We start from the raw sequence: 22,648 nt of genomic DNA on the forward strand, positions 1-22,648 counted from the left end.
CGTGCGTTTCGCCAATGCTGTTGCTGATGTTTCTGCCCCCTTAGCAGCCAAGCCAATGGGCCGCCGTTCAGCCGAGCCGGGCAGCCCCTTCGCCCAGATAATGCCTGACGGCGGCAACCTGTTCCAATCCGAAGGCGGCAAAAGTGGTTCGCGGCGTGCCGACCAATATGCCAGCGCCACCCTGCTCAGCGGCGGCGGCGAAGCCTTCCTCGTCCGTCACATCGTCGCCGATGAAGACCGGCACGCCACCGGCCATGGGCGGCTGCGTCATCAACCGGCGCACCGCGCTGCCCTTGTCGGCGCCGCCCGGCCGCAGTTCGAACAGCATCTTGCCCGGCTGCACCGCCAGGTCATGCTCCGCCGCAAGCGCGGTGGCGAGGTCGCGCGCGTCGTCGCCCCATTGCGGCGCGCCGCGGAAATGCAGACCGACGCTGATCGACTTGCGCTCGACCAGCATGCCCGGCTTGTCCGCGACGAAGGCGTTGAATGCCTGCTCGACCGCGTCGATCGCGGGCAACCGGGCCGGCGCGTCGACCGTGGCGCCGGGCGCGGCGAATTCCAGCCCATGCGTGCCGGCGATCAGGAAATCGGTGAAGCCCAGATCGCGCAGCGTCGCCACCGACCGACCGCTGACGATCGCCAACCGACCCGCCAGCGCGTCGCGCAGCCGCAGCAGCGTGGCGATCAGGTCGTCGTCGACATCGACGCCGCAGGGCGTATCGGCGATCGGCGCCAGCGTTCCGTCGAAATCCAGGAACAGCGCCGCGCCCTCCAGCAGGCTCAGCGGCGGGGTGGGAAGATCGGGTGCGGTGGGGGAGGGGGCAGAATCAGGCACGGGCGCAAAGTGGCGTCTTCCCCTGAAACCGCAACCCCTCTTGCACGGCTTTTTCCCGCCTATCCGCCGCAGGGCCCCCGTTGGTCGGTCCAGGGGGCTGCCCAGTGGATGCGATGCAGGACATGGAAGGCCTGCATGATCCGGCGCAACAGTCGATCCACGCTGGTGCGCAACTCTTCATGGCCGTCATTCCACAGCCGGGCGTCATAATGATCGCGCATGACTTTGGTCCTTATGCTCAGCAAGTCGCGAGCATCCTGCCCGCGTCGTTGCTTTACCCCCATTCCGGGCGCGCCCGCCAACAAATGCATGGACATCGTCTATAAGGGCAGCTTATCCATCGCACATGCAGAGCCTGCCGCCCCTGTCCGCTGTCCGCGTCTTCGAAGCGGCCGCCCGGCTGGAAAATTTCACCGCCGCGGCGCAGGAACTGGGCATGACCCAGGCGGCGGTCAGCTATCAGGTCAAATTGCTGGAGGAGCGGCTCGGCCTCAGCCTGTTCCAGCGCAACGGCCGCCGCGTCGCGCTGACGGACAAGGGGCGGGACATCGCGCCGGTGATCATCCGCGCCTTCGACCAGATGCGTCAGGGCTTCGCCGCGCTGCGCCAGGATCATGCCAGTGTGCTGACCATAAGCTGCACCAACAGTTTCGCGCATCTCTGGCTTGCGCCGCGCATCGGCGACTTTCAAATGCGGCACCCTGACCTCGCCGTGCGTATCCAGGCGAACGATGCCGTGGTCGATCTTGCTCGCGATGGCGTCGACGTGGCGATCCGCGGCGGTCGGGGCGTGTGGCCGGGGCTGGAGGCAAAGCTTCTTACCCACAGCCGCCTTGTGCCGATGTGCGGCCCTGAGTGGCTGGCGCGGCATGGCCCGATCGCGGACGCAGCCGCGCTCCTCGCTCTGCCGCGCCTCTCGCCCGACGACCAGTGGTGGCACGACTGGCTGCGGGCGATGGGGGTGGAGGCGGGCGGCGCGGCCGGCCCGCCGGCCATCGCGCTCGACAGCCAGGTGATGGAGGGGCGTGCGGCCGTCGCAGGGCAGGGCGTCGCCATCCTCACCCATTTCTTCTGGAAGGCGGAAGTCGAATCAGGCCTGTTGGTGGAAGCGGTGCCATCCTATGTTCGCGATTGCGCCAGCTATTGGATTGTTTACCCGCCGCACGCCCGCAACACGGCCAAGATCAAGGCCTTTCGCGACTGGATCATGGCGGATATCGCCAGCGAGATCGCTGCTGATCCTGAGGAGCGGTTTTTTCCGCGCTGATCGGCGGATTGGCGCGTCACGCAGCGCGAGCAAATCCGTTTCCGTTTCGTGCTCGCTTTGCTATCCCACAGGCAATGACCGATTTTCGCGACCCGTTCGACGCCATCAAGGACCATCCGTTCGACGAAGCGCTCTCGCAGCGCTATCTGGTCTATGCCTTGTCCACCATCACGGCGCGGTCGCTGCCGGATCTGCGCGATGGGCTGAAGCCGGTGCATCGCCGGCTGCTCTGGGCGATGCGCCTGCTCAGGATGGAGCCGGGCGGGGCGAGCGCGGACGTGCTGTCGGCCAATCCGGCGCGCAACACCACCGCCTACAAGAAATGCGCGCGCGTGGTCGGCGACGTCATCGGCAAATATCACCCGCATGGCGACGCGTCGGTCTATGACGCGATGGTGCGGCTGGCGCAGGATTTTTCGCTGCGCACGCCGCTGGTCGACGGGCAGGGCAATTTCGGCAATATCGACGGCGATAATGCCGCGGCGATGCGCTATACTGAAGCGCGCCTGACCCAGGCCGCCGCCGACCTGATGGCGGGCCTGGACGAAGGCACCGTCGAATTTCGCCCCACCTATAATGGCGAGGATGAGGAGCCGGAGGTTTTCCCCGGCCTTTTCCCCAACCTGCTCGCCAATGGCGCGAGCGGCATCGCCGTCGGCATGGCGACCAGCATCCCGCCGCATAATGTCGCCGAGCTGATCGACGCCGCAAATTTGCTGATCGACGATCCCGATGCCGACCATGCGGCGCTGATGGACATCGTGCGCGGCCCCGACTTCCCCACCGGCGGCGTGCTGGTCGACAGCCCATCGATCATCGCCGAAGCCTATGCCACCGGGCGCGGCGCGTTCCGCACGCGCGCGCGCTGGCACAAGGAGGATGGCGGGCGGGGCAGCTGGGTCGCGGTCGTCACCGAAATTCCCTATCAGGTCCAGAAATCCAAGCTGATCGAGCAGATCGCGAACCTGATCAACGACAAGAAGCTGCCAATCCTGGCCGATGTGCGCGACGAAAGCGACGCGGAGATCCGCATCGTCATCGAACCGCGCGCGCGCACCGTCGACGAGCAGCTGCTGATGGACAGCCTGTTCCGCCTTACCGATCTGGAAAGTCGCTTTCCGCTCAACCTGAACGTGCTCGACGCCACTCACACGCCGCGTGTGCTGGGCCTGAAGCCGCTGCTGATCGAATGGTTGAGGCACCAGATCGACGTGCTGGTTCGTCGCGCCCGGCACCGGCTGGACAAGATCGCGGCGCGGGTCGAGCTGCTCGACGGCTATATCATCGCCTATCTCAACCTGGACCGAGTGATCGAGATCATCCGCACAGAGGACGAGCCCAAGGAGGTGATGATGGCCGAGTTCGCCCTCACCGACCGCCAGGCCGAAGCGATCCTCAACATGCGCCTGCGCAGCTTGCGCAAGCTGGAGGAAATGGAGCTGCGGCGCGAGCATGACGCGTTGCTGAAGGAACGCGACGAGCTGGAAAAGCTGGTCGAGAGCCCCGCTCGCCAGCGCGCCCGGCTGAAGAAGGACCTCGCCGCGCTGCGCAAGCGCTACGGCCCGGACACCGATCTCGGCCGCCGCCGCACGCTGGTGGAGGAAGCAGCGCCCGCGCGCGAAATTCCGTTGGAAGCGATGATCGAGCGCGAGCCGATCACGGTGATCCTGTCGGAACGCGGCTGGATCCGCGCGATGAGCGGCCATCGCGATCTGGCGGCCGCCGACACGCTCAAGTTCAAGGAAGGCGATGGCCCGCAATTCGCCTTCCACGCCTATACCACCGACAAGCTGCTGCTGGCGACATCGACCGGCCGCGTCTTCACCCTCGCGTCCGACAAGCTGCCGGGCGGGCGCGGCTTTGGCGATCCGGTGCGATCGCTGGTGGACATGGACAATGAAGGCGCAATCGTTTCGCTGCTGCCGGCGCGGCCTGGGGGGGAATTGCTGCTCGCATCCTCCGATGGGCGCGGGTTCCTGGCGGCGACGGCCGACATCATGGCCGAAACCCGCAAGGGCAAGCAGGTCGTCAATGTCCGGGCGGGCGCTCGGCTCGCGGTCGTGCATCCGGTCGCGCCCGATGCTGACAGCATCGCGGTCATTGGCGAAAATCGCAAATTGCTGGTTTTCGCGATCAGCGAGATGCCGCGCATGGCGCGCGGGCAGGGCGTGCAGCTGCAACGCTATCGCGACGGCGGCCTGTCCGACGCTATCGCATTCCGCCTGTCCGATGGCCTCAGCTGGACCATGGGCGGCGATTCGGGTCGCACGCGCAACGAAGCCGACATGACGCCGTGGAAAGTCGCGCGCGGGGCGGCCGGACGCATGCCGCCCAACGGCTTCCCGCGCGATAATCGCTTTTGACCGAGTAATCAGAACCCGTTTCCAGAAAATTTACCGCTTTGGCCTAGCGGGGACTTATGGAATCCACGTCCGTGCGTCCCCTGCCGGCTGCTATGGCTCACAGCGATACAAGTTGTGAGGGCGACGGCGTGCCATCCGCGGCGGGCGATCAGATTGCGGCGCTGCTTGCTGCGCTGCCCCAATCGGCCGCTGTCCTGACGTTCAAGGACGGCGAAATCTCAATCGTCGCGAGCAATGCGCGGTTCAGTGAGGGCATCCGCATGCATCGGCTCAAACCCGGCGCGGCGCTCGCGGAATCCTTCTGGATAGATCGCATCCGGGCCTATATCGAATCGGGGGCCAATACCTGTTTTTTCGAGACCCGGCGCGAAGGCAAGCTCGGCCCCGAATATCATATGTGCACCATCGGCCGCTTGCCGCCGGACGAGACCGGCCGGCCGCTCTACCTCTTCACCGCCACAGATCGCACCAACGAGCGTACGATCGAGAAGAATCTGCGTCGTGAGTTGCTGTCCGACGGTCTCACGGCGCTGCCGAATCGCACGGGTTTCGGGGAGGAAATAGACGATCGGCTCAAGAACGGCGCCTGGTCCGACAATGCCCAATTCGGGATCATCGCCATCGACCTCAGCCGCTTCAGCCGCGTGAACGAATCGCTGGGGCCGATGGCGGGCGATGAATTGCTGATCACGGTGGCCAAGCGACTGAAATCGAGCCTGCGGCAGGGCGATGTGCTGGCGCGGATCGGCGGCAATGACTTTGCCATTTTCGCGCGCTTGAACAACGGCTTGTCGGACGCTCTGCATATCGTTCAGAGGATCCAGGAGGCGCTGGGATCGCCGATCCGCCTGAGCGGCCTGCAAATCCGCGTCGACTGCGCGATCGGCTGCGCCCTCTCGCTCAGCCTGGACGAGGATCCCGACGATGTCGTCCGCAAGGCGCAGGCGGCGGTGAAGATCGCCAAGCGCAGCGGCAAGGTCGAGATCTACCGCAATGGCGTGCTCAAGGAAGCGCAGCGCCGCTTCTCGATCGAAAGCCGCTTGCGCGACGCGCTGTCCCAGGGCGGGCTGTCGCTCGCCTATCAGCCGCTCATTCATCTGCAGACCGGCGAGATTACGGGGTTTGAGGCGCTCGCGCGCTGGAATGACGCGGAACTGGGCAATGTTCCGCCCACCGAATTCATCGCCGTCGCCGAGGAAAGCGGGCTCATCACCTCGCTAGGGCGCTGGGCCGCATATGAAGCGGCGCAGGCCATGGCGCGTTGGGACGCGAAATATGGCCAGCCGCTGCCGGTCAGCGTCAACGTCAACCTGTCCGCCATTCAGATCGCGCGGGATGACGTGGAATCCATGTTCGAGGAAGCGCTGCGCTACGCCGGGATCGCCGGAAAGCGCATGACCGCGGAACTGACCGAAAGCGCCATCGTCGCCGATCCCGACAAGGCGCGCAAATGGTTGTTCGCGCTCAAGGATCTCGACATGTCCATCGCCATGGACGATTTCGGGACTGGTTTTTCCAACCTCGCCAGCCTGCACACGCTGCCGATCGACATATTGAAGATCGACCGCAGCTTCGTGTCCTCCATGCTGGAGGATCGCGACAAGGCGGTGATCGTCCGCACGATCCTGTCGCTGGCCGAATCGCTCAACCTCAAGGTCACGGCGGAAGGCATCGAGAATCAGGCGCTGGCGCTGCAACTCCAGAATCTGGGCTGTTGGCAGGGGCAGGGCTATTATTTCGCCAAGCCGATGAACGAAGCCGACGCTTTCGACTATTGGCGCGCGCGCTGGAATTTCGAGACGATCTGATCGGCGATTTCGCCGACACGCTCGGCATCTGGGAAATCCTCCTCCACCCATTGCCGCTGCAACTGCTGCAGCGCCTTGGCGACATCTGGACCCGGCGTCAGGCCGCGCTCGATCAGGGCGCCGCCGCCGACCGGCAGGGTGGGCGGGCTCCATCCGTCCAGCGTGGCGATCGCCGTCAGCGGCTGCTCCGGATCGAGCAGCAGCCGGTCGACCGCCCCTTCCACACCGATGCGGTAAGCAAGGGCGCGCGGCTGATCCTGCCCCCCGTCCGCCTCCAGCGCCACGACCAGCCGCTTGCGCGCCTTGTTCGACAGCTTCAGGCGTGCGCCGACCTGGTCCGCCAGGGACGCGTCGGGCGGCAGCAGCGCCGCCAGCCGGCGCAGCGCCGACACCGGCTCGCCCGCCTGCGCTTCCCGCGCGATCAGCCCTTCCACCCGATCGACGCCCGCCATCGTCACTTCGGGCAGGACCGGGCGCAATATGCCGCCCTCGATCATCAGCCGCAGCGCCGGCACGGGGGCGGCGACGCCCAGCAATTTCAGCATCTCGTCGGCGATCCGCTCGCGCGACAGGGCCATCAGGCTGTTGGCCGCAGTCACGCAGGCGTCATAGGCGCTGCTGTCCAGTTCGTTGTCGCCATAGCGGGCGAGGAAGCGGAAATAGCGCAGGATGCGCAAATGATCCTCGGCGATCCGCGCTGCCGCGTCGCCGATGAAGCGCAGCCGGCGCGCCTCCAGATCGGCGATGCCGCCGAAATAGTCGCTGATCGCGCCGGTCAGCGGATCGGCATAAAGGGCGTTGATGGTGAAGTCGCGCCGCGCCGCATCCTCGCGCCAGTCTTCGGTGTAGGCGATGGTCGCGCGCCGGCCATCGGTGCTGACGTCACGCCGCAAGGTCGTGATCTCGACTGGGCCGTCGGGCAGCACGGCGGTGATGGTGCCATGGTCGATGCCGGTCGGCACCGCCTTGATGCCCGCCTTCTTCAACCGATCGACCACGTCGCGCGGCGCGATCGACGTCGCGATGTCGAGGTCGTTGACCGGCAGGCCCAGCAACCCGTCGCGCACCGCCCCCCCGACATAGCGCGCCAGTCCATCCGCCGCGCCCAGCGCCGCGAGCAACCCGTCAAGGCCGGGGCGCGCGCGCCAGTCAGCGTCAGGCAGCGATATGGTCATGGCCCAGCCTGCGCGAAAGATTGGCGAGAATGGCGGCGGTTATGCCCCATATGCGGCGTTCTTCCCAGAAGATCTCGTAATAATGATGGAGCGCGCCGGCAAATTCCACTTCGCGCCGCACGCGGTTCGCCGGGTCGAGCGCGTAGGCGAGCGGCACTTCGAACCAGGATGCGACCTCGCTTTCCTGCGCGCGCAGTGGCAGGTCCGGCGGGATGACGCCCAGCACCGGCACGATATCGAAGCCGGTGAAGGTGTGATAGCGATCCGAAATGCCCACCAGTTCGACCTGCGCGGGCGGCAGCGCAATTTCCTCCTGCGCCTCGCGCAGCGCGCCGGCGATTTCGTCTGCGTCGGTGGGATCGACCCGACCGCCGGGAAAGGCGATCTGCCCGGCATGTTTGCGCAGCGCCGTCGACCGCTCGGTCAGGATGAGGCCGGGTTCGGCGCGGTCGGTGATCGCCACCAGCACCGCGGCTGGCGCGAGCGGAATATCGCTCCGGATGCGGGGGTCTCGCACTTCGGACAGCGGGATGAGGTCCGCGCGGCGATGCCCTTCCTCCAGCGCGGCGCGCAGCCGCTGCGCCAGCGTCATGGCGCGCCGTCCAGCGGGAAGAACGCGCCGTTGCTCCACAGCCCGACGCGATCCCCGCCTTCCTCCTCCAGCGCCAGGTTCATCAGCTCATAATAGACGGCGCGCGTGATCAGCGCCTCCATGCCGCCGCGCACATGCAGATAGGGATGGGGGCCCTCCGCCGTCTCGCGCAGCGTCAGGCCATGGTTGGGGCCGGCCGCGATCAGATCGCCGGTGTTCAGGCGAAAGGCGAGGGCGCGGGCCGGGCCTTCGCCCTCGCTCTTCAGCTCCACCGCGACGAACGGCGCATCCTCGACCGCGATGTCCAGCTTCTCGACCGGGGTCACCAGCACATGGCTGCCATCGGGCTCGCGCCGCAGGATGGTGGAAAACAGGCGCACCATCGCCTCGCGACCGATCGGCGAACCCTGATGATACCAGGTGCCGTCCCGCGCGATCCGCATCTCGCTGTCGCCGCAATGATCGGGGTTCCACTGTTCGACCGGCGGCAGCTTTTTTTCGGCCAGCAGCCGGGCGATGTCGGGCAGGGACAGGGTGGCGAGATCGGGGAGCGGCTCCATCGGCATGGCGCCGAGATAGGAGCCCACCGGGCCGAACGCAAAGGGGGAAATCAGGCGGCGACCGCGATCCGTGGCGTCAGCATGCCTTCGCCGCCCACGGGACGGCCGTCGACCGATAGCGCGAGCAGGCGGCGCTTCTCGAACGGACCGGGCGCGTCCCACCCATCAGTGCCCTGGGCGGAAAAGCCCCAGAAGCGGCCATAATATTCCGGATCGCCGATCATCATCAGCGGCTCGGTCGCGCGCGCGCGCGCGGTCGCGATGACCGCGTCCATCATCGCCCGGCCATGCCCGTCCTTCTGATGCGCCGGCGCCACCGCGACCGGCCCGATCATGATGAGCGGGGTCTGCCCGCCGCCCACGCCGGTCAGCGCCACGGGCCAGCTTTGCAGCGACCCGATCAGCGCGCCGTCATCGCCCGTCACGGCGACAGAAAGGTCGGGAAGCCAGGCCATGCCCTCGCGAATGCGATAGGCGGTGCGGCCATGGCGATCCGGCCCGAACGCTGCGTCCAGCAGCGCTTCGATCGCCGCCTGCGGCACGGTGTCGAGGGGGATAATGTGAGACACGTCTTGCCGATCCGCCATCAATGGCGCATGGGGCAGCGCCGGAAGCGGGGGCTTTAGCGTCCGCCCCGCAAAATGAAAGACAAAATAGCCCCAGCCTGGCTGCAGGTCCGGGCCCGTAGTTGGCGAGCCATGCACACTGGATTTGACGATTTTCTGACGCTGGAGGTCAACAACCTGCACGTGGACGTGCTGACCGGCATCTATTCGGAGGAGACGCATCTCCCTCAGCCGCTGCGCATTTCGATCCGCGCGCGCCTGCGAATCGCCGACCATTACGAGCCCGCTACGCCGCTCAGCCAGTCCAAAAACTATATGGACCTCAAACATGCGGCCTCGACCGCCTTGCCCGAGGGCGTGCATTTCACGCTGATCGAGGCGGTGGCCGACCATATCATCGACACCATCTTCCTGCAGGACGACAAGGTCAGCCATGTCGAGGTGAAGATCGTCAAGCTGGCGCTGAGCGAACGGGGCGAGGAAATCGGCATCACGCTGGGCCGCGGCCGCAAGTAATTTCGCCGCAGCCGATGCTCCTGCAAATGCAGGAGCCCAGGGGGCGACGCTGCGCCCTTCGGTTCCGGGCTCCCGCTTGCGCAGGGGCGCGTCATCATCCCTTCTTGATCAGCCCGATCTCGATCAGCCGCTCGGTCAGATAGTCGTGCGCGCTGATCGGCGGGTCGCGGCGGGGATTGTCCTCGGTCACGCACTGGGGCAGCGCGTCGATCATGAAGTCCGGGCGCAGATGCAGGAAGAAGGGCATGGAATAGCGCGAATGGCCGCGCCGATGCGGCGGGGGGTTGACCACGCGATGGCTGGTCGACGGCAGCACATGGTTGGTCAGCCGCTGCAGCATGTCGCCGACATTGATCGCCAGCGCGCCCGGCGGCGGCACGACGGGCAGCCAGTTGCCATTGCGGTCCTTGAGCTCCAACCCGCCTTCCTCCGCGCCCAGCAGCAGGGTGATGAGGTTGATGTCCTCATGCGCGCCCGCGCGGATGCCCGGCGCTTCCGGCGAGACCGGCGGATAGTGGAGCAGGCGCAGGATCGAATTGCCATTCTCGATCGGCCCGTCGAACCAGCGCTCGGGCAGGCCCAGATACAGGGCGATGGCGGACAGCAATTCCGCGCCGACGCGGTCGAACTCGCGATAGAGGCTGGAGAACACGGGCTGGAACTCGGGCATTTCGGCCGGCCAGACATTGGGCGGCATGGTCTGGGCCAGCGGATCGCCCGCGGGCAGATCGCGACCGACATGCCAGAATTCCTTGAGGTCATTCTCGCTCGCGCCCTTGGCGATTTCGGTGCCGAACGCGGTATAGCCGCGCTGGCCGCCATTGGGCTTGGCGTCGTAGCGCTGCTTCACGGCCTCGGGCTGGTCGAAGAAGCGGCGGGCGAGCGCCCAGCCTTCATCGATCAACGCCTGGTCCATGCCATGGTCGCGCACCATGGCGAAGCCGAAGCGCTGAAAGGATTCGCCGAACGCCTGGGCGAAGTCCGCCTTCGACAGTTCCGCCATGGACAGGACAGGCACTTGCTCCAGCACCGTTTGCGACACGTCTCAATCTCCAGAATAACCGGTGGGCATCGTCCCATCCTATGGGGGCGGCCCTGCATGGCCGCATCCTTGATCGCGCCGGGCCGCTGTTGCAAGGAGGCAAAATGCATTATTGGCTCATGAAATCGGAACCCGATGTCTTCTCCTATGACGATCTCGTCGCCAAGGGGCAGGCGGAGTGGGACGGCGTGCGCAACCATGCGGCGCAAGGCCATATGAAGGCCATGCGCAAGGGCGACCTCGCCTTCTTCTATCACAGCAATATCGGGCTGGCGGCGGTCGGCATCATGACCATCGTCGCGGAGGCCGCGCGCGACAGCACCGACGATTCGGGCAAATGGATCGCCGTCCATGTCGCGCCGAAGGAAAAGCTCGCCAGGCCCGTGACATTGAAGGCGATGAAGGCTGATCCGGCGCTGGCCGACATGGCGATTTTACGCCAGCCGCGCCTCTCGGTCTGTCCGCTGACCAAGGCGCAGTTCGACCATATCGTGGCGATGTCAAAGGCTTGAGGTAGCCGCGACGGGGCGATTGCGTCAGGTGCAACCGGGTCGTCGCCTTTTGCGATTGAGCCCATGCCGCACTGCAGCATATCCTGCGGGCAACTGAACGATAAGATATTGCAGAGGTGTTTGATCGGCATTCACAAGGAGAAAACCCATGCGAATGCTGTCCAAGTTCATTGTTGCCGGCGCCCTGAGCGCCATCGCCGCCACCGCTGCCCAGGCTGAAGACACCGCCAAGCAGCGCTTCACTCACGAAGGCTATACCTATGTCTACGAAGTGAAGGACACCAAGACCGGCAAGCTGATTTCCGGCCGCCGCTACCCCGACTCGGTCGCCTTCAACCTGGCGGTCAAGAATGGCAAGGTGTCGGGCGTGTCGGGTGGCCAGAAGGTCGACTTCCGGGTGGAAGACGCGCGCGGCGCCGCTTCCAACTAAGACCACGCTCCCAAACAAAAAGGGACGGCGTCCGCGCAGGATGCCGTCCCTTTTTCATGTCTGCTGCCAGCGCGACGCTGGCAGCAGCCCTACGATCAGCGGCAGCGACGCTTGCTGTCGATTTCCTTGCCCAGCAGCGCACCGCCGGCCGCGCCCAGAATGGTGCCGGTCGCCCGGTCGCCATGGGTGTCGATCGCGCGACCGACCAGCGCGCCGCCCACGCCGCCGATGATCAGGCCAGTGGTGCCATCCGACTTGCGGCAATAGGTGCGGCCGTCGCGGCCACGCCATTCCTTGTAGCGATAATGTTTGCGGGCCTGCGCGCCATCCGTTGGCACGGCCATCGACACGGGAACGGCCAGCGACACGGGGGCCAGGGCCATTAGAGCTTTACGCATGAATATCTCCTCCGTTGGCGTAGTTTGACGCTTGAACCCCTTCCTATTGATCGAAGTTGCATTAACCTGCGGCAACGGGCCAAGTCTCTGTTTCCCGAGCCATTAAATTTGAGGCAAAGCGATGCGCAGCGACGATGAGCGGGATGGACGGGCGCTGATCGCCGCTCTGGACCTGGCGCCGCATCCCGAAGGCGGCTGGTATCGGGAAACGTGGCGCGCCGCTGCGCCTAAAGGGAAACGCGCGGCCGGAACGGCGATCCTCTTCCTGCTGGAGGCGGGGCAGCGCTCGCACTGGCATCGGGTCGACGCGGATGAACAGTGGTTCTGGCACGCCGGCGCCCCGCTGCGCCTGTCGATCGCGTCGCGGGAGGGGCCCGCCCATGACCTGCTGCTGAGCGCCGACGTCGCGAAGGGCCATCTGCCTCAGGCGCTGGTGCCGGCGGATCATTGGCAGGCGGCCGAGCCGCTGGGCGGCTGGACGCTGCTCAGCTGCACGGTTACGCCCGCCTTCGAATTTTCCGGCTTCACGCTCGCGCCGCCCGACTGGTCGCCGCCCGGCGCATGAGGCGGCGCACTTGTCCACAATAATCCACAGCTTTGAGCGGCGGACTGTCAGCAAACTGACCGATTTCGCTTTGCGCGACTCGGGGGCGGTGAGACCATCTGCTGGTCGAGACGAGGGAAGCGGAGCGATCCGGATCCTGAAAATGGGTGAGAAATCAGCCATATGTTCGTTCGATGTTCGTCGGACGACGATGCCCTTCTCCGGAGGGACAACCCCATTCGACGGACCGGCCGCTGAAGGCCGTTACCGAGTGCGCGCGAAAGTGAACGTCGGGTAATGGAACAAGCGACCAGCACCGGCAGGCGGCCCTTGGCCAACGACCGGCGCACATCCTGGCCATCGCCTTCGCCCTGAAGGCTGACGGACGGGTTCGCCAGGCCGATGATCGCATCTCTTCAACGAGACGCGGATCGCAGACCTGACGGAAGTGGGGACCGGCAGCAATGCCGGCCCCCATTTTGCGTTTGGGATCGCATGAAATGGAGGGACGGCCCATGGTGCCGGCTGAGGGGATCGAACCCCCGACCTTCGGTTTACAAAACCGCTGCACTACCGCTGTGCTAAGCCGGCGCACCGTCTGGGTCGGACGCCCTTACTATCAGACGATGCCGAAGGTCCAGCCCTCAGTGCGCGCTATTTCCGGCGTCAGCATTGCGGGGCTCCACAGGTGCGGATCCCGCGCGGCATTGCGCATCCAGGCCGCTGTGACGATGGCGTCGGCCCCATGATCGTCGGGCATCGCGCCTGCATGCGGCGCTGAACCGAGCAGGACCAGCGCGGCGTTCAGCGCCTGCGGGTCTCGCATTTTCGATCGTCCCTTGGGCCGACCGGCCGCGCGCGCGGCGATGCTGGTGTAGATCTCCACCACCAGCGATCCGGCGGCCGGGCAGGGGTCGAATGGCCAGATCGGCACATGATTCCGAACATGATGCAGGATCCGCATGCCCGCGAAGCTCGCCTTGGCGACCTGCGCCGCGCCGATCGCGTCATAGACGGTGGACAGCTTGCCGCCCCCGCCGGCATTGTATCGCTCTTCGCATATGCGATGATGCAGGAAGGCGGCTTTGACGCCATCCGCCTTGCCGAAATAAAAATGACGTCGGTGCGCGCTCTCCAGCAGGCTGGCCGCGCCCAGATCGACATCGTCGCACATCGCGTCGACATAGGCCCAGAAGGCCGGAGCCTCCTCCGGCACGGGATCGCCGGGCAGATAGGCGCGCCGCGTGACGAAGGGCGGGGCGAAGCTGAAGTCGAACCCGAACAGGGTCGGGGCCTGCGCCGCGGCGGCGACCAGCCAATCCGCCACCTGCCGCCGCGACCAGATGCCGTCGGGCGCAGCGATCAGGCGCGGGACAGCGTCCCCTTCTTCGCACAGCGCAACCGCAATGCCCTTGTGCCGCACGCCTTTCGCGCCCGACCAGTCGATCGCGGCGAACCGCTCGAAGTGCGGCGTCACTCTTCGCCGCGCTCCGCCCGCAACCTCTCCCAATAAGCCATGCGCTCGGCGATCCGCGCTTCGAATCCGCGATCGGTCGGGGCGTAGAAATCCTGCGGGCTCATCTCGTCGGGCCAGTAGTTGGCGCCGGAAAAACCTTCGGCGCTGTCATGGTCATATTGGTAATTCTGGCCATAGCCGACCTGCTTCATCAGCTTGGTCGGCGCGTTGACGATGTTCATCGGCGGCATCAGCGACCCGGTCTCTCGCGCGGAGCGGAAGGACGCCTTCATCGCCTTGTAGGCCGCATTGGATTTGGGCGCGGTCGCGCAATAGAGGCAGGCCTGGACGATCGCCAGTTCGCCTTCCGGACTGCCCAGGAAATCATAGGCATCCTTGGCCGCCAGGCACTGGACCACCGCCTGCGGGTCGGCGAGGCCAATGTCCTCGGTCGCAAAGCGCACCAGCCGGCGCAGCACATAGAGCGGCTCTTCGCCCGCGGTCAGCATCCGCGCCAGATAATAGAGCGCCGCCTGCGGATCGGATCCGCGCAGCGACTTATGCAGGGCGGAGATGAGATTATAATGCCCCTCCCGATCCTTGTCGTAGACGGCGAAGCGGCGATGCAGCAGCGCCGACAGGCCGGCGGGGTCGAGCGGCTGCGGAATGTCGATGGCGTAGAGCGTCTCGACCTGGTTGAGCAGAAAGCGGCCGTCGCCATCCGCGCTCGCCAGCAGCGCCTCGCGCGCCGCCGGATCGAGCGGGAGCGGTCGCTCCATCAACATTTCCGCGCGATCCAGCAACTGCTCCAGCGCCGCCGCATCCAGCCGCCGCAGGATCAGCACCTGCGCCCGCGACAGGAGCGCGGCATTCAGTTCGAAGCTGGGATTTTCGGTCGTCGCGCCGACCAGCGTGACCGTGCCATCCTCGACAAAGGGCAGAAAACTGTCCTGCTGCGCCCGGTTGAAGCGATGGATCTCATCCACGAAGAGCAGGGTCTTCGCGCCCTGGCGCGCATGGTCCTTGGCCGCCGCGAACACCTTCTTGAGGTCGGCGACACCCGAAAACACCGCCGAGATCGGCTCGAACCGCATGCCCACCGCATCGGCGAGCAGCCGCGATATCGTCGTCTTGCCGGTGCCCGGCGGTCCCCAGAAGATGATGGAGGACAGGCGCCCGGCCGCGACCATCCGGCCGATCGCGCCGTCCGCACCGGTCAGATGCTCCTGCCCGACGACGTCGGCCAATGTGCGCGGGCGCAGCCGGTCGGCCAGGGGGGCAGTGTCGCGCGCCTCATCGGCGGCGGGATCATCTTGCGAAGCGAACAGGTCGGCCATCGACACCGATATAGGAGGGCTTGGCCGATCAGGGAACAGGGCTGGAACGCGGGGCCAGCCCCTGCGCGCGCTGGCGGATGACGCGCAGATAGGTGTCGACCAGCGCCTGGTTCACCTGGTCCCATCCATTACGCTCGGCGCGCAACTGCGCCGCCCGGCCCGCGGCGGCCCGTGCGGCCGGATTTTCGCAATAATATTGCAAGGCGTCGGTAAAGGCGCCGATCGCGCCCGGGCGGATCAGCCGTCCGGTGACGCCTTCGGTGACCAGGCTCTCGCTGCCGGTCGCGCGCGCCGCCACCGTGGGCAGGCCGCACGCCATCGCCTCCAAGGTCACATTGCCGAAGGTTTCGGTAATCGACGGATTGAACAGCATGTCCATGCTGGCGACCGCGCGGCCCAGGTCCGCGCCCTTCTGGAAACCGGTGAAGACTGCGCCGGGCAAGCGATTTTCGAACCATTCGCGCGCCGGGCCTTCGCCCACCACCAGCACCTTGTGCGCCACCTGGCGCTGGGCGAGCTGGTCGATCGTGTCGGAAAAGACGTCCAGCCCCTTCTCCATCACCAGCCGGCCGATGAAGCCGATCACTGGCACCTCGTCGCCGATCCCCAGCGACCGGCGCCAGGCCAGGTCGCGGCGCGCCGGGCAGAAAATCTCGCGATCGATGCCGCGCGTCCAGATGCCGACATCATAGCTCATCCGCTGTTCGCGCAGCAACTGGGCCATGGATTCGGACGGCGCCACGATCGCGTCGCAGCGGCGGTAGAAGCGCCGCAGCATCGATTCGATCAGCGGCTCCAGAAAGGCGAGGCCATAATAGCGCGGATAGGTTTCGAAGCGCGTGTGCACCGACGCGACGGTCGGCAGGCCATGGGTCCGCGCCCAGCTGACCGCGCGGTGCCCCAGCGGATCGGGGCTCGACACATGGACCAGATTGGGCCGGAAGCTCTTGAGGTCGCGGCGCAGTTCGCCCGACAGGCGATAGGGCACGCGATATTCGCGGCGGCCCGGCACCGCGAAGGACGGCGCGCTCACAAGGTCGCCTGTGGGCTCGAAGGCGGGCTTGTCGACGGTGGGCGAATAGACGCGCACCGTCGCGCCCTGGCGCAGCAGATAGGCCACGAAGCGGTTCAGCGCCTGGTTCGCGCCATCCCGCACATAATTATAATTGCCGCTGAAGAGCGCGACGCGAAGGCCGGTTGCATCCATCGCCGCCCCTTAGCCCAATAGAATTGAAAACCCAAGGGAACCGCACAAGCCCTTGGGAATTTTGGCTTGGCATGGTGAGGAACCGGCCGGCGTAGCATGTGCCCAAGCAAGGAGAGGATGCCCAGATGACCGAGAGCTTCCGCAAGGGAAAACGGGTCAAGTGGAACTGGGGGCAGGGCGTCGGTCGGGGACGGGTGGCGGAGCGTTTCGAACGGCATGTGGAGCGCACGATTGACGGGTCGAAGATCCGCCGCAACGGCAGTCCGGACAATCCCGCCTATCTGATCCATGTCGACAATGGCGGCGAAGTACTCAAGCTCGGCTCGGAACTGAGCGCCGGCTAGGGGCCGGCTGCGCCACATCGGACATCGCTTCCTGCGTGCCGTCATGGCATGCAGGCCGGATGACCACGCCATTCATGACCATCGACGCGCTGCTCGTCGGCACGCCCATGCCCTTTCGCGGCGACGATCACAGTGCCATCGCCAAACAGCCGGTCAAGGGGCCCGTGCGCATCGGATGGGATGGGTTCGCCGGCGACGCGGTGGCCGATCGCGTGCATCATGGCGGCTGGGACAAGGCGATCCACCTCTACCCGCAGGATCATTATGACTGGTGGCGCGAACGCAAGCCCGGCCACCCGCTGTTCGACGCGCCCGGCGCGTTCGGGGAAAATATCGCCTCGCGCGGGATGACCGAGACGCAGCTGTGCCTGGGCGACCGCTTCGCGCTCGGCAGCGCCATCGTCGAAGTCAGCCATGGCCGCCAGCCTTGCTGGAAGCTCGATCACCGCTTCGGCGCGCGCGACGTCATGGCGACGATCGTCAAGACCGGCCGCTGCGGCATCTATTTCCGCGTGATCCGCGAAGGCGAGGCGGAAGCCGGCACGCGCATGACGCTGCTGGACCGGCGCTTGCCTGATTGGCCGATCGACCGCATCTTCCGCCTGCTGATCGGTGGCGGGCACAAGGGCGATCCTGACGCCGTGCGGGCGCTGGCCGACATGCCGCTGCTGGCGGAAGCCTGGCGCGGCCGCGCGCGCAAGTTGGCGCCGGCGGGCTGAGCCTTTTGACAGCGTGTCGGTTGCGCGCCACAGTGGCGCCGACAGCCGGGGAGAGTGGCATGGTCGATGATTTCCTGCACGGCACCGTCCATCAGGCGGCCGATGACATGAAGGCGGCGATCAGTGCCGATCCCGCCATGTTCGCGCTGTGGCAGCGGCTGACGCCGCTCGGTCGCAATGAATTCATCTGCTGGGTCGAGGATGCGAAGCAACCCGCCACCCGCGCGCGCCGCATCGCGCGCACGGTGGAGGAATTGCAGGAGGGCAAGAAACGTCCCTGCTGCTGGGCCGGCTGCATCCACCGCACCGACAAGGCGCCGGGCAAATGGCAGCAGGCGGTGCTGATCGACGGAAAGGCGAAAGGCGGGGCGGGCAGGGGCCGATGAACAGCGGCGCGATCAGGTCGATCGTCATCCTCACGGGCGCGGGCATCTCCGCCGAAAGCGGCCTCGCCACCTTCCGCGGGCCCGATGGCCTGTGGGAGGGGCACAGGGTGGAGGATGTCTGCACGCCCGAAGCGCTGGCGCGCGATCCGCTTCTGGTCCATCGCTTCTATGATGAGCGGCGTGCGAAGCTGGCCGAGGTCGAGCCCAATGCCGCCCATGACGCGCTGGCGGCGCTGGACGCGGGCTGGGCCGGCGATCTGCTGATCGTCACGCAGAATGTCGATGATCTGCACGAACGGGCCGGCGCGCGCCGGCTGGTCCATATGCATGGCGCGCTCAAATCCGCCCTGTGCGCCGCTTGTGGCAGGGCCGCGCCATGGTCCGGCGCGCTGCCGCGGGGCGCGGCGTGCGCCGGCTGCGGCGCGCCGCGGCTGCGCCCGGACATCGTTTTCTTCGGCGAAATGCCCTATCAGATGGACCACATCTACGATGCCATCGAGGAGGCGGACCTGTTCGTGTCGATCGGCACGTCCGGCGCGGTCTACCCGGCCGCCGGCTTCGTCCAGACCGCGCGCGACGCGGGTGCGTGGACGATCGAACTCAATCTCGAACCGTCCGCGGGCAGCGCCTTATTCGATGAAAGCCGCATGGGTCCGGCGACTCGGCTGGTGCCGGATCTGGTGCGCGAATTGCTGCAATGAAGCGGAGGGATTAGAGCCGCGCTTATTCGCTGGCGTCGTCCCCGGCACTCGCCGTCTCGTCCCGATAGAGCAGCATCACCGATCCGTCCTCGCCATCGACCGCCCGCACCGGCAAGCTCGTCTGCAGCGCGGCCAGGAATTCGCGGCTGTCGGTGGTGCGGAAGCGCCCGCCGATACGCAGCGCCGACACGCGCGTGTCGCCGATCAGGATGGGCGCCTTGCGGTAGCGGTTGAACTCGCCCGCCGCCTGCTCGACCGTCTCGCCGTCCAGTTCCACCATCTGCTCGCGCCAGGCGATGCGCTGCTCGATCAGCCTGGGGCCAAGGCGGGTGAGCGCGATGCTGCGCGGCTGGATGACGGCGCCGCTGCCCGCCACGACCTGCTGCTGCGGGCTGTCGCCCGACTGCACGGTGACGGTGCCGTGGGTCACGGTCAGTTCGACCAGCGAGGGGCGCAACCGCACGTTGAAGGCAGTGCCGACCGCCCGGATAACGGCGGCGCGCGCCTCGACATCGAAGGGGCGATCGGGATCATGGCTGATCTCGAACGAGGCTTCGCCTTTCAGCACGCGCACCTTGCGGCCGTTGCTGGTGAAGCGCGCCTCGACTTCGCTGTCGCTGTTGAGGTGCAGGGTGGAGCCGTCCTCCAGCGCGATGTCGCGCATCTGGCCAACGCCGGTTTCGAAATGCTCGATCCCGCTATAGGTGCGCACCGTCACGATCGCGGCGACGATGAACAGCAGGATGGCGACCCCGGCGGCGACCATGATGTTGCGCGACAGGCGGCGCTGGTCTTCTTCGCTGAGGGTCGGCTGGAGCGGCGGCAGCGTGATGTCGGCCGCGGCGCTTTTCAGTCGTTCGGATGCGTCCCATGCCGCTTCCGCGCGAGCGAAGGCGACGGCATGGCGGGGGTCTGCCTCGATCCAGGCACAAATCTCGGCTTCGTCTTGCGGGGAGGGATCATTCTCAAGCCTGGCCAGCAGGCGCGCGGCTTCCGCTTCGATCGCGTCCCTGTCCCCGCAGCTTGAACCTGGTCCCGACGCCTGCACGTTCGAAGTCCGTTTCCTCACGTTCTGCCCAGGCCCGCATAACTATTGCGATTGCTTTGGCCAGATGTTTTTCAACTGTAGAAACGGACAGGGACATTTCGTCCGCTATTTCCAGCATCGATTTTTCGTGAATGCGTCGCAGGATGAAGACGCGGCGGCATTGCGGCGGCAGCGACTCGACGATCGTCTCGACCTGGCGCAGCGCTTCGCGGGCATGCAGCTGCGCTTCGATATTATTCTCGCCGCCCAGCAGCTCGAGGTCGGCAATCGTCTCGAAACTCACCACCTTGTTGCGGCGGGCTGTGTCGATGACCAGATTGCGGGCGATGGTGAAGAGATAGGCGCGGCCGGTGGTGACATTTTCCCAGTTTTCGGTGGCATAGGCGCGGGCCAGCACCTCGGCGACCATGTCCTCCAGTTCGTGGGTGGACGGCAATATCCGCCGGAGCCGGCCGCGCAGGGCCGCCTCCTGGGGCAATATTACCGTCTTGAACCATTCCAGTTTGGCGCGAACCCGTTGCACATGGACCCCCTGATCATTGTCAGCCGCGCCTCTCCCACTTTCTTTTATCTGTCATAGTTCAATCATGGATGCAGGGGGCTGTCCACCCGAAGTGGAGGCATTTTTTAACGATCGACCCGAAAGTTCCACGCCTATGTAAATTTATTGTCGATATGTGGCGCGCGGCGCACAGTTTATGGCGGCCGCTTCAGTCCGGCGGCGGCGGCATTTCGGTCGGGGCGCTGTCGGGCTGGTCATAGTCGGGGCCGACGGGGGTGATCTCGTCGGGCTCTGTCATCGGAGTCTCCGCCGGGCGGTCGGGCGCGGGCATCTCGTCGGGCGACTGCGGGTTGATCCGATCGGGCGGGGGCACGCCGTCGGGCGCGGTATCGGGTTGCGTGGCCATGAGGCTCTCCTTGTCTTTTTCTGTTCCGCTCTCCTGGCTGTTACGCATGGGACGATCGGCCAGTTCCTCGGCCGTCCGACTATAGCTTGCCTCTGCTCGCGCTTTTCTCTATGCCGCGCCGACCGGCGACCGATGCGGGCGTGGCGAAACTGGTAGACGCGCCAGATTTAGGTTCTGGTATCGCAAGATGTGGGGGTTCGAGTCCCTTCGCCCGCACCAGTGCGCCAGGTCCAGGCCATTGCAGGCGCCACCGAAATTCAGCTGAAGAAAGCGTTTGAGAGAAGAGATGCAGACTGTCGAGACGTTGAACGAGGGCCTTAAGCGCGCCTACACCGTGACCATCACGTCGAAGGATATCGACGCCCGCGTCGAAAAGGAAGTGAAGGCGATCGCGCCGCAGGTGCGCATGCCCGGCTTCCGCCCCGGCAAGGTGCCGGCCAACCTCGTGAAGAAGATGCATGGTGAATCGCTGCAGCGCGACGCCCTCAACAACAGCATCCAGGAAAGCATCCAGAAGCTGATCGCCGACCAGAAGCTGCGCCCCGCGATGCAGCCTTCGGTCGAGCTGGATGAAGGCTTCGAATTCGGCAAGGACGCCGAAGTGAAGGTCGAGCTGGAAGTGCTGCCCGAGATCGAGGCGCCCAGCATCGAGGGTCTCAAGCTTGAGCGCCTGACCGTCGACGTCGCTGATGACAAGGTCGCCGAAGCCGCTGGCCGCATCGCCAGCCAGCAGGGCGCTCTGGAAGAGCATGGCGACGATCATGCAGCGGCCGAGGGCGACACGCTCGTCATCGACTTCGTTGGCAAGGTCGATGGCGAAGCGTTCGAGGGCGGCAGCGCCCAGGACATCCGCCTGAAGCTGGGTTCGGGCCAGTTCATCCCCGGCTTCGAGGATCAGCTGACCGGCGTCAAGAAGGGCGAGGAAAAGACGATCGACGTCACTTTCCCCGACGATTATGGCGCGGAGCATCTGGCGGGCAAGGCGGCGACCTTCGATGTCACCGTCAAGTCGGTGCTGAACGGCGACAAGCCCAAGGTGGACGATGATTTCGCCAAGTCGCTGGGCCTGGAAAGCCTCGACAAGCTCAATGAGCTGCTCAAGGGCCAGATCGAGCAGGAGCATAACGGCCTCACGCGCACGCACATGAAGCGCAAGCTGCTCGACCAGCTGGCCGCCAACCATGATTTCGACGTGCCGCCCAGCATGGTGGAAGCCGAATTCAACCAGATCTGGCAGCAGTTGCAGCACGAAGCCAGCCATGAGGAAGATCCCGAAGCGGCCCTCAAGGAAATGGAAGCCGAGAAGGACGATTATCGCGCCATCGCCGTGCGTCGCGTCCGCCTGGGCCTGCTGCTCTCGGAAATCGGCCAGGCCAATGGTGTGACCGTCTCCGACCAGGAAATGAATCGCCTGATCATGCAGGCTGCGCAGCAGTACAGCCCGCAGGACCGCGAGCGCTTCGTGCAATATGTCCGCCAGGATCCGATGGCCGCGGCCCAGCTGCGCGCGCCTCTCTATGAGGACAAGGTCGTCGACTTCCTGTTCGAAAAGGCGGAGATCACTGATCGCGCCGTGACCCGCGAAGAGCTGGAAGCCGCGATCGAGGCGGAAGATGGCGACATCAAGCCGCATGTCCATGGCCCCGACTGCGGCCATGACCATGATCATGACGAAAAGCCCAAGGCCAAAAAGGCTGCGCCCAAGAAGAAGGCTGCCGAACCCGCAGAGGCGGAAGCCGGCGCTGCGCCGGCCGCCGAAGACGCGCCGGCCAAGAAGCCTGCCGCCAAGAAGGCAGCGGCCAAGAAGGACGAGGCCGTAGAGGCCGACGCCGCGGCCGAGGAAAAGCCCAAGAAGAAGGCTGCTCCGAAAAAGGCCGCCGCCAAGGCCGAATAAGGCCCTCTGACCTCAGATGAACAGGCGCCCCGCTTCCTTC

The 22,648-nt window shown here is 65.9% G+C and carries 26 protein-coding genes and 2 tRNA genes; 13 read left to right on the forward strand and 15 right to left on the reverse strand.

What is annotated here, in order from left to right:
• Positions 1 to 67 precede the first annotated feature (67 nt).
• Together otsB and ACGGKE_RS01510 are read right to left on the reverse strand one after the other, a co-directional pair.
• Entirely contained in the window at positions 68 to 835 is a 768-nt protein-coding gene (otsB, locus tag ACGGKE_RS01505; RefSeq protein WP_394439454.1) for a trehalose-phosphatase, read from the reverse strand.
• 59 nt (positions 836 to 894) lie between these two features.
• Positions 895 to 1,056: a hypothetical protein gene (locus ACGGKE_RS01510; protein WP_394439455.1), complete on the reverse strand. Its 162-nt coding sequence runs from the start codon at positions 1,054 to 1,056 to the stop codon at positions 895 to 897.
• 125 nt (positions 1,057 to 1,181) lie between these two features.
• Here ACGGKE_RS01510 and gcvA point away from each other — a divergent pair, with 125 nt between their 5' ends.
• From gcvA to ACGGKE_RS01525, 3 genes are all read left to right on the forward strand, one after another.
• Positions 1,182 to 2,102, forward strand: a complete 921-nt coding sequence (gene gcvA, locus ACGGKE_RS01515) for a transcriptional regulator GcvA (protein WP_394439456.1) — start codon at positions 1,182 to 1,184, stop codon at positions 2,100 to 2,102.
• Between the two features lie 74 nt (positions 2,103 to 2,176).
• Positions 2,177 to 4,465, forward strand: a complete 2,289-nt coding sequence (gene parC / locus ACGGKE_RS01520; protein WP_394439458.1) for a DNA topoisomerase IV subunit A — start codon at positions 2,177 to 2,179, stop codon at positions 4,463 to 4,465.
• A gap of 128 nt (positions 4,466 to 4,593) precedes the next feature.
• Positions 4,594 to 6,273, forward strand: a complete 1,680-nt coding sequence (locus ACGGKE_RS01525) for a putative bifunctional diguanylate cyclase/phosphodiesterase (RefSeq protein WP_394439460.1) — start codon at positions 4,594 to 4,596, stop codon at positions 6,271 to 6,273.
• Here ACGGKE_RS01525 and ACGGKE_RS01530 read toward each other — a convergent pair.
• From ACGGKE_RS01530 to ACGGKE_RS01545, 4 genes are read right to left on the reverse strand one after another with little or no spacing between them, the layout of a single operon-like run.
• Complete coding sequence (locus ACGGKE_RS01530) at positions 6,237 to 7,448, reverse strand: CCA tRNA nucleotidyltransferase (protein WP_394439462.1); 1,212 nt, start codon at positions 7,446 to 7,448, stop codon at positions 6,237 to 6,239. The two genes, ACGGKE_RS01525 and ACGGKE_RS01530, sit on opposite strands and share 37 nt — an antisense overlap.
• On the reverse strand, positions 7,429 to 8,040 hold the full coding sequence (locus tag ACGGKE_RS01535) for a CoA pyrophosphatase (protein ID WP_394439463.1): 612 nt from the start codon (positions 8,038 to 8,040) through the stop codon (positions 7,429 to 7,431). Before ACGGKE_RS01535 ends, ACGGKE_RS01530 begins: the two co-directional genes overlap by 20 nt.
• Positions 8,037 to 8,606: a DUF1285 domain-containing protein gene (locus tag ACGGKE_RS01540; protein WP_394439465.1), complete on the reverse strand. Its 570-nt coding sequence runs from the start codon at positions 8,604 to 8,606 to the stop codon at positions 8,037 to 8,039. The genes ACGGKE_RS01535 and ACGGKE_RS01540 overlap by 4 nt, the downstream gene beginning before the upstream one ends.
• A 44-nt stretch (positions 8,607 to 8,650) precedes the next feature.
• Positions 8,651 to 9,187 (reverse strand): GNAT family N-acetyltransferase, encoded by a 537-nt coding sequence (locus ACGGKE_RS01545; RefSeq protein WP_394439467.1) that lies wholly within the window; start codon positions 9,185 to 9,187, stop codon positions 8,651 to 8,653.
• 111 nt (positions 9,188 to 9,298) lie between these two features.
• Between ACGGKE_RS01545 and ACGGKE_RS01550 the strand changes: the two genes are divergently transcribed.
• On the forward strand, positions 9,299 to 9,682 hold the full coding sequence (locus ACGGKE_RS01550; protein WP_394439469.1) for a dihydroneopterin aldolase: 384 nt from the start codon (positions 9,299 to 9,301) through the stop codon (positions 9,680 to 9,682).
• 94 nt (positions 9,683 to 9,776) lie between these two features.
• On the opposite strand, the gene ACGGKE_RS01555 is transcribed toward ACGGKE_RS01550, so the two are convergent.
• A complete protein-coding gene (locus ACGGKE_RS01555) occupies positions 9,777 to 10,724 on the reverse strand; it encodes an isopenicillin N synthase family dioxygenase (RefSeq protein WP_394439471.1) in 948 nt (315 codons plus the stop codon).
• A gap of 104 nt (positions 10,725 to 10,828) precedes the next feature.
• Here ACGGKE_RS01555 and ACGGKE_RS01560 point away from each other — a divergent pair, with 104 nt between their 5' ends.
• A complete protein-coding gene (locus tag ACGGKE_RS01560) occupies positions 10,829 to 11,236 on the forward strand; it encodes an EVE domain-containing protein (protein WP_394439473.1) in 408 nt (135 codons plus the stop codon).
• 154 nt (positions 11,237 to 11,390) lie between these two features.
• Positions 11,391 to 11,666 (forward strand): hypothetical protein, encoded by a 276-nt coding sequence (locus ACGGKE_RS01565; protein ID WP_228167064.1) that lies wholly within the window; start codon positions 11,391 to 11,393, stop codon positions 11,664 to 11,666.
• A gap of 95 nt (positions 11,667 to 11,761) precedes the next feature.
• On the opposite strand, the gene ACGGKE_RS01570 is transcribed toward ACGGKE_RS01565, so the two are convergent.
• Positions 11,762 to 12,064 carry a glycine zipper 2TM domain-containing protein gene (locus ACGGKE_RS01570; protein WP_394439475.1) on the reverse strand — a complete coding sequence of 101 codons (303 nt, stop codon included), beginning with the start codon at positions 12,062 to 12,064 and terminating at the stop codon, positions 11,762 to 11,764.
• 121 nt (positions 12,065 to 12,185) lie between these two features.
• Here ACGGKE_RS01570 and ACGGKE_RS01575 point away from each other — a divergent pair, with 121 nt between their 5' ends.
• Positions 12,186 to 12,629 (forward strand): cupin domain-containing protein, encoded by a 444-nt coding sequence (locus ACGGKE_RS01575; protein WP_394439477.1) that lies wholly within the window; start codon positions 12,186 to 12,188, stop codon positions 12,627 to 12,629.
• Positions 12,630 to 13,124: 495 nt separating this feature from the next.
• Here the strand turns inward: ACGGKE_RS01575 and ACGGKE_RS01580 are convergent.
• From ACGGKE_RS01580 to ACGGKE_RS01595, 4 genes are all read right to left on the reverse strand, one after another.
• A tRNA-Thr gene (locus tag ACGGKE_RS01580) sits at positions 13,125 to 13,199 on the reverse strand.
• A 28-nt stretch (positions 13,200 to 13,227) separates the two neighbouring features.
• Positions 13,228 to 14,085, reverse strand: coding sequence for a hypothetical protein (locus ACGGKE_RS01585; RefSeq protein WP_394439479.1), 858 nt, complete (start codon positions 14,083 to 14,085; stop codon positions 13,228 to 13,230).
• Entirely contained in the window at positions 14,082 to 15,401 is a 1,320-nt protein-coding gene (locus ACGGKE_RS01590; protein ID WP_394439481.1) for a replication-associated recombination protein A, read from the reverse strand. The genes ACGGKE_RS01585 and ACGGKE_RS01590 overlap by 4 nt, the downstream gene beginning before the upstream one ends.
• Before the next feature lie 28 nt (positions 15,402 to 15,429).
• Positions 15,430 to 16,608: a glycosyltransferase family 4 protein gene (locus ACGGKE_RS01595; RefSeq protein ID WP_394439483.1), complete on the reverse strand. Its 1,179-nt coding sequence runs from the start codon at positions 16,606 to 16,608 to the stop codon at positions 15,430 to 15,432.
• 125 nt (positions 16,609 to 16,733) lie between these two features.
• On the opposite strand from ACGGKE_RS01595, the gene ACGGKE_RS01600 reads away from it, so the two are divergent.
• The 4 genes from ACGGKE_RS01600 to ACGGKE_RS01615 are packed head-to-tail and all read left to right on the forward strand — an operon-like array spanning position 16,734 to position 18,758.
• Positions 16,734 to 16,952 (forward strand): DUF2945 domain-containing protein, encoded by a 219-nt coding sequence (locus ACGGKE_RS01600; RefSeq protein WP_228166890.1) that lies wholly within the window; start codon positions 16,734 to 16,736, stop codon positions 16,950 to 16,952.
• A gap of 59 nt (positions 16,953 to 17,011) precedes the next feature.
• Complete coding sequence (locus tag ACGGKE_RS01605) at positions 17,012 to 17,671, forward strand: MOSC domain-containing protein (protein ID WP_394439486.1); 660 nt, start codon at positions 17,012 to 17,014, stop codon at positions 17,669 to 17,671.
• Between the two features lie 59 nt (positions 17,672 to 17,730).
• Entirely contained in the window at positions 17,731 to 18,057 is a 327-nt protein-coding gene (locus tag ACGGKE_RS01610; RefSeq protein ID WP_394439488.1) for a YdeI/OmpD-associated family protein, read from the forward strand.
• Positions 18,054 to 18,758, forward strand: coding sequence for an NAD-dependent deacylase (locus ACGGKE_RS01615; RefSeq protein WP_394439490.1), 705 nt, complete (start codon positions 18,054 to 18,056; stop codon positions 18,756 to 18,758). Before ACGGKE_RS01610 ends, ACGGKE_RS01615 begins: the two co-directional genes overlap by 4 nt.
• A 22-nt stretch (positions 18,759 to 18,780) precedes the next feature.
• Here the strand turns inward: ACGGKE_RS01615 and ACGGKE_RS01620 are convergent, their stop codons facing one another.
• From ACGGKE_RS01620 to ACGGKE_RS01630, 3 genes are all read right to left on the reverse strand, one after another.
• A complete protein-coding gene (locus tag ACGGKE_RS01620) occupies positions 18,781 to 19,806 on the reverse strand; it encodes a FecR family protein (RefSeq protein ID WP_394439492.1) in 1,026 nt (341 codons plus the stop codon).
• Positions 19,724 to 20,329, reverse strand: a complete 606-nt coding sequence (locus ACGGKE_RS01625; protein WP_394439494.1) for a sigma-70 family RNA polymerase sigma factor — start codon at positions 20,327 to 20,329, stop codon at positions 19,724 to 19,726. Before ACGGKE_RS01625 ends, ACGGKE_RS01620 begins: the two co-directional genes overlap by 83 nt.
• Before the next feature lie 187 nt (positions 20,330 to 20,516).
• Positions 20,517 to 20,714, reverse strand: coding sequence for a hypothetical protein (locus ACGGKE_RS01630; RefSeq protein ID WP_394439495.1), 198 nt, complete (start codon positions 20,712 to 20,714; stop codon positions 20,517 to 20,519).
• Between the two features lie 134 nt (positions 20,715 to 20,848).
• Here ACGGKE_RS01630 and ACGGKE_RS01635 point away from each other — a divergent pair.
• Positions 20,849 to 20,933, forward strand: a tRNA-Leu gene (locus tag ACGGKE_RS01635).
• A gap of 67 nt (positions 20,934 to 21,000) precedes the next feature.
• The gene (gene tig, locus ACGGKE_RS01640) at positions 21,001 to 22,608 is read left to right on the forward strand and encodes a trigger factor (RefSeq protein ID WP_394439496.1); all 1,608 of its coding nucleotides are present in this window, start codon (positions 21,001 to 21,003) and stop codon (positions 22,606 to 22,608) included.
• The last annotated feature ends 40 nt before the right edge of the window (positions 22,609 to 22,648 follow it).

Origin of the sequence: Sphingobium naphthae, assembly GCF_043589935.1 — a bacterium.
Classification (GTDB): Bacteria; Pseudomonadota; Alphaproteobacteria; order Sphingomonadales; family Sphingomonadaceae; genus Sphingobium; species Sphingobium naphthae_A.

What these genes read in the sequence shown, in the direction of transcription:
- ACGGKE_RS01550 (WP_394439469.1), top strand. Translation starts at nt 9,299, where the DNA reads ATGCACACTGGATTTGACGATTTTCTGACGCTGGAGGTCAACAACCTG.
- ACGGKE_RS01545 (WP_394439467.1), bottom strand. Translation starts at nt 9,187, where the DNA reads ATGGCGGATCGGCAAGACGTGTCTCACATTATCCCCCTCGACACCGTG.
- ACGGKE_RS01590 (WP_394439481.1), bottom strand. Translation starts at nt 15,401, where the DNA reads ATGGCCGACCTGTTCGCTTCGCAAGATGATCCCGCCGCCGATGAGGCG.
- ACGGKE_RS01595 (WP_394439483.1), bottom strand. Translation starts at nt 16,608, where the DNA reads ATGGATGCAACCGGCCTTCGCGTCGCGCTCTTCAGCGGCAATTATAAT.
- ACGGKE_RS01630 (WP_394439495.1), bottom strand. Translation starts at nt 20,714, where the DNA reads ATGGCCACGCAACCCGATACCGCGCCCGACGGCGTGCCCCCGCCCGAT.
- ACGGKE_RS01615 (WP_394439490.1), top strand. Translation starts at nt 18,054, where the DNA reads ATGAACAGCGGCGCGATCAGGTCGATCGTCATCCTCACGGGCGCGGGC.
- ACGGKE_RS01560 (WP_394439473.1), top strand. Translation starts at nt 10,829, where the DNA reads ATGCATTATTGGCTCATGAAATCGGAACCCGATGTCTTCTCCTATGAC.
- gcvA (WP_394439456.1), top strand. Translation starts at nt 1,182, where the DNA reads ATGCAGAGCCTGCCGCCCCTGTCCGCTGTCCGCGTCTTCGAAGCGGCC.
- ACGGKE_RS01570 (WP_394439475.1), bottom strand. Translation starts at nt 12,064, where the DNA reads ATGCGTAAAGCTCTAATGGCCCTGGCCCCCGTGTCGCTGGCCGTTCCC.
- tig (WP_394439496.1), top strand. Translation starts at nt 21,001, where the DNA reads ATGCAGACTGTCGAGACGTTGAACGAGGGCCTTAAGCGCGCCTACACC.
- ACGGKE_RS01540 (WP_394439465.1), bottom strand. Translation starts at nt 8,606, where the DNA reads ATGCCGATGGAGCCGCTCCCCGATCTCGCCACCCTGTCCCTGCCCGAC.
- ACGGKE_RS01605 (WP_394439486.1), top strand. Translation starts at nt 17,012, where the DNA reads ATGACCACGCCATTCATGACCATCGACGCGCTGCTCGTCGGCACGCCC.
- ACGGKE_RS01530 (WP_394439462.1), bottom strand. Translation starts at nt 7,448, where the DNA reads ATGACCATATCGCTGCCTGACGCTGACTGGCGCGCGCGCCCCGGCCTT.
- ACGGKE_RS01575 (WP_394439477.1), top strand. Translation starts at nt 12,186, where the DNA reads ATGCGCAGCGACGATGAGCGGGATGGACGGGCGCTGATCGCCGCTCTG.
- ACGGKE_RS01610 (WP_394439488.1), top strand. Translation starts at nt 17,731, where the DNA reads ATGGTCGATGATTTCCTGCACGGCACCGTCCATCAGGCGGCCGATGAC.
- ACGGKE_RS01510 (WP_394439455.1), bottom strand. Translation starts at nt 1,056, where the DNA reads ATGCGCGATCATTATGACGCCCGGCTGTGGAATGACGGCCATGAAGAG.
- ACGGKE_RS01565 (WP_228167064.1), top strand. Translation starts at nt 11,391, where the DNA reads ATGCTGTCCAAGTTCATTGTTGCCGGCGCCCTGAGCGCCATCGCCGCC.
- parC (WP_394439458.1), top strand. Translation starts at nt 2,177, where the DNA reads ATGACCGATTTTCGCGACCCGTTCGACGCCATCAAGGACCATCCGTTC.
- ACGGKE_RS01535 (WP_394439463.1), bottom strand. Translation starts at nt 8,040, where the DNA reads ATGACGCTGGCGCAGCGGCTGCGCGCCGCGCTGGAGGAAGGGCATCGC.
- ACGGKE_RS01600 (WP_228166890.1), top strand. Translation starts at nt 16,734, where the DNA reads ATGACCGAGAGCTTCCGCAAGGGAAAACGGGTCAAGTGGAACTGGGGG.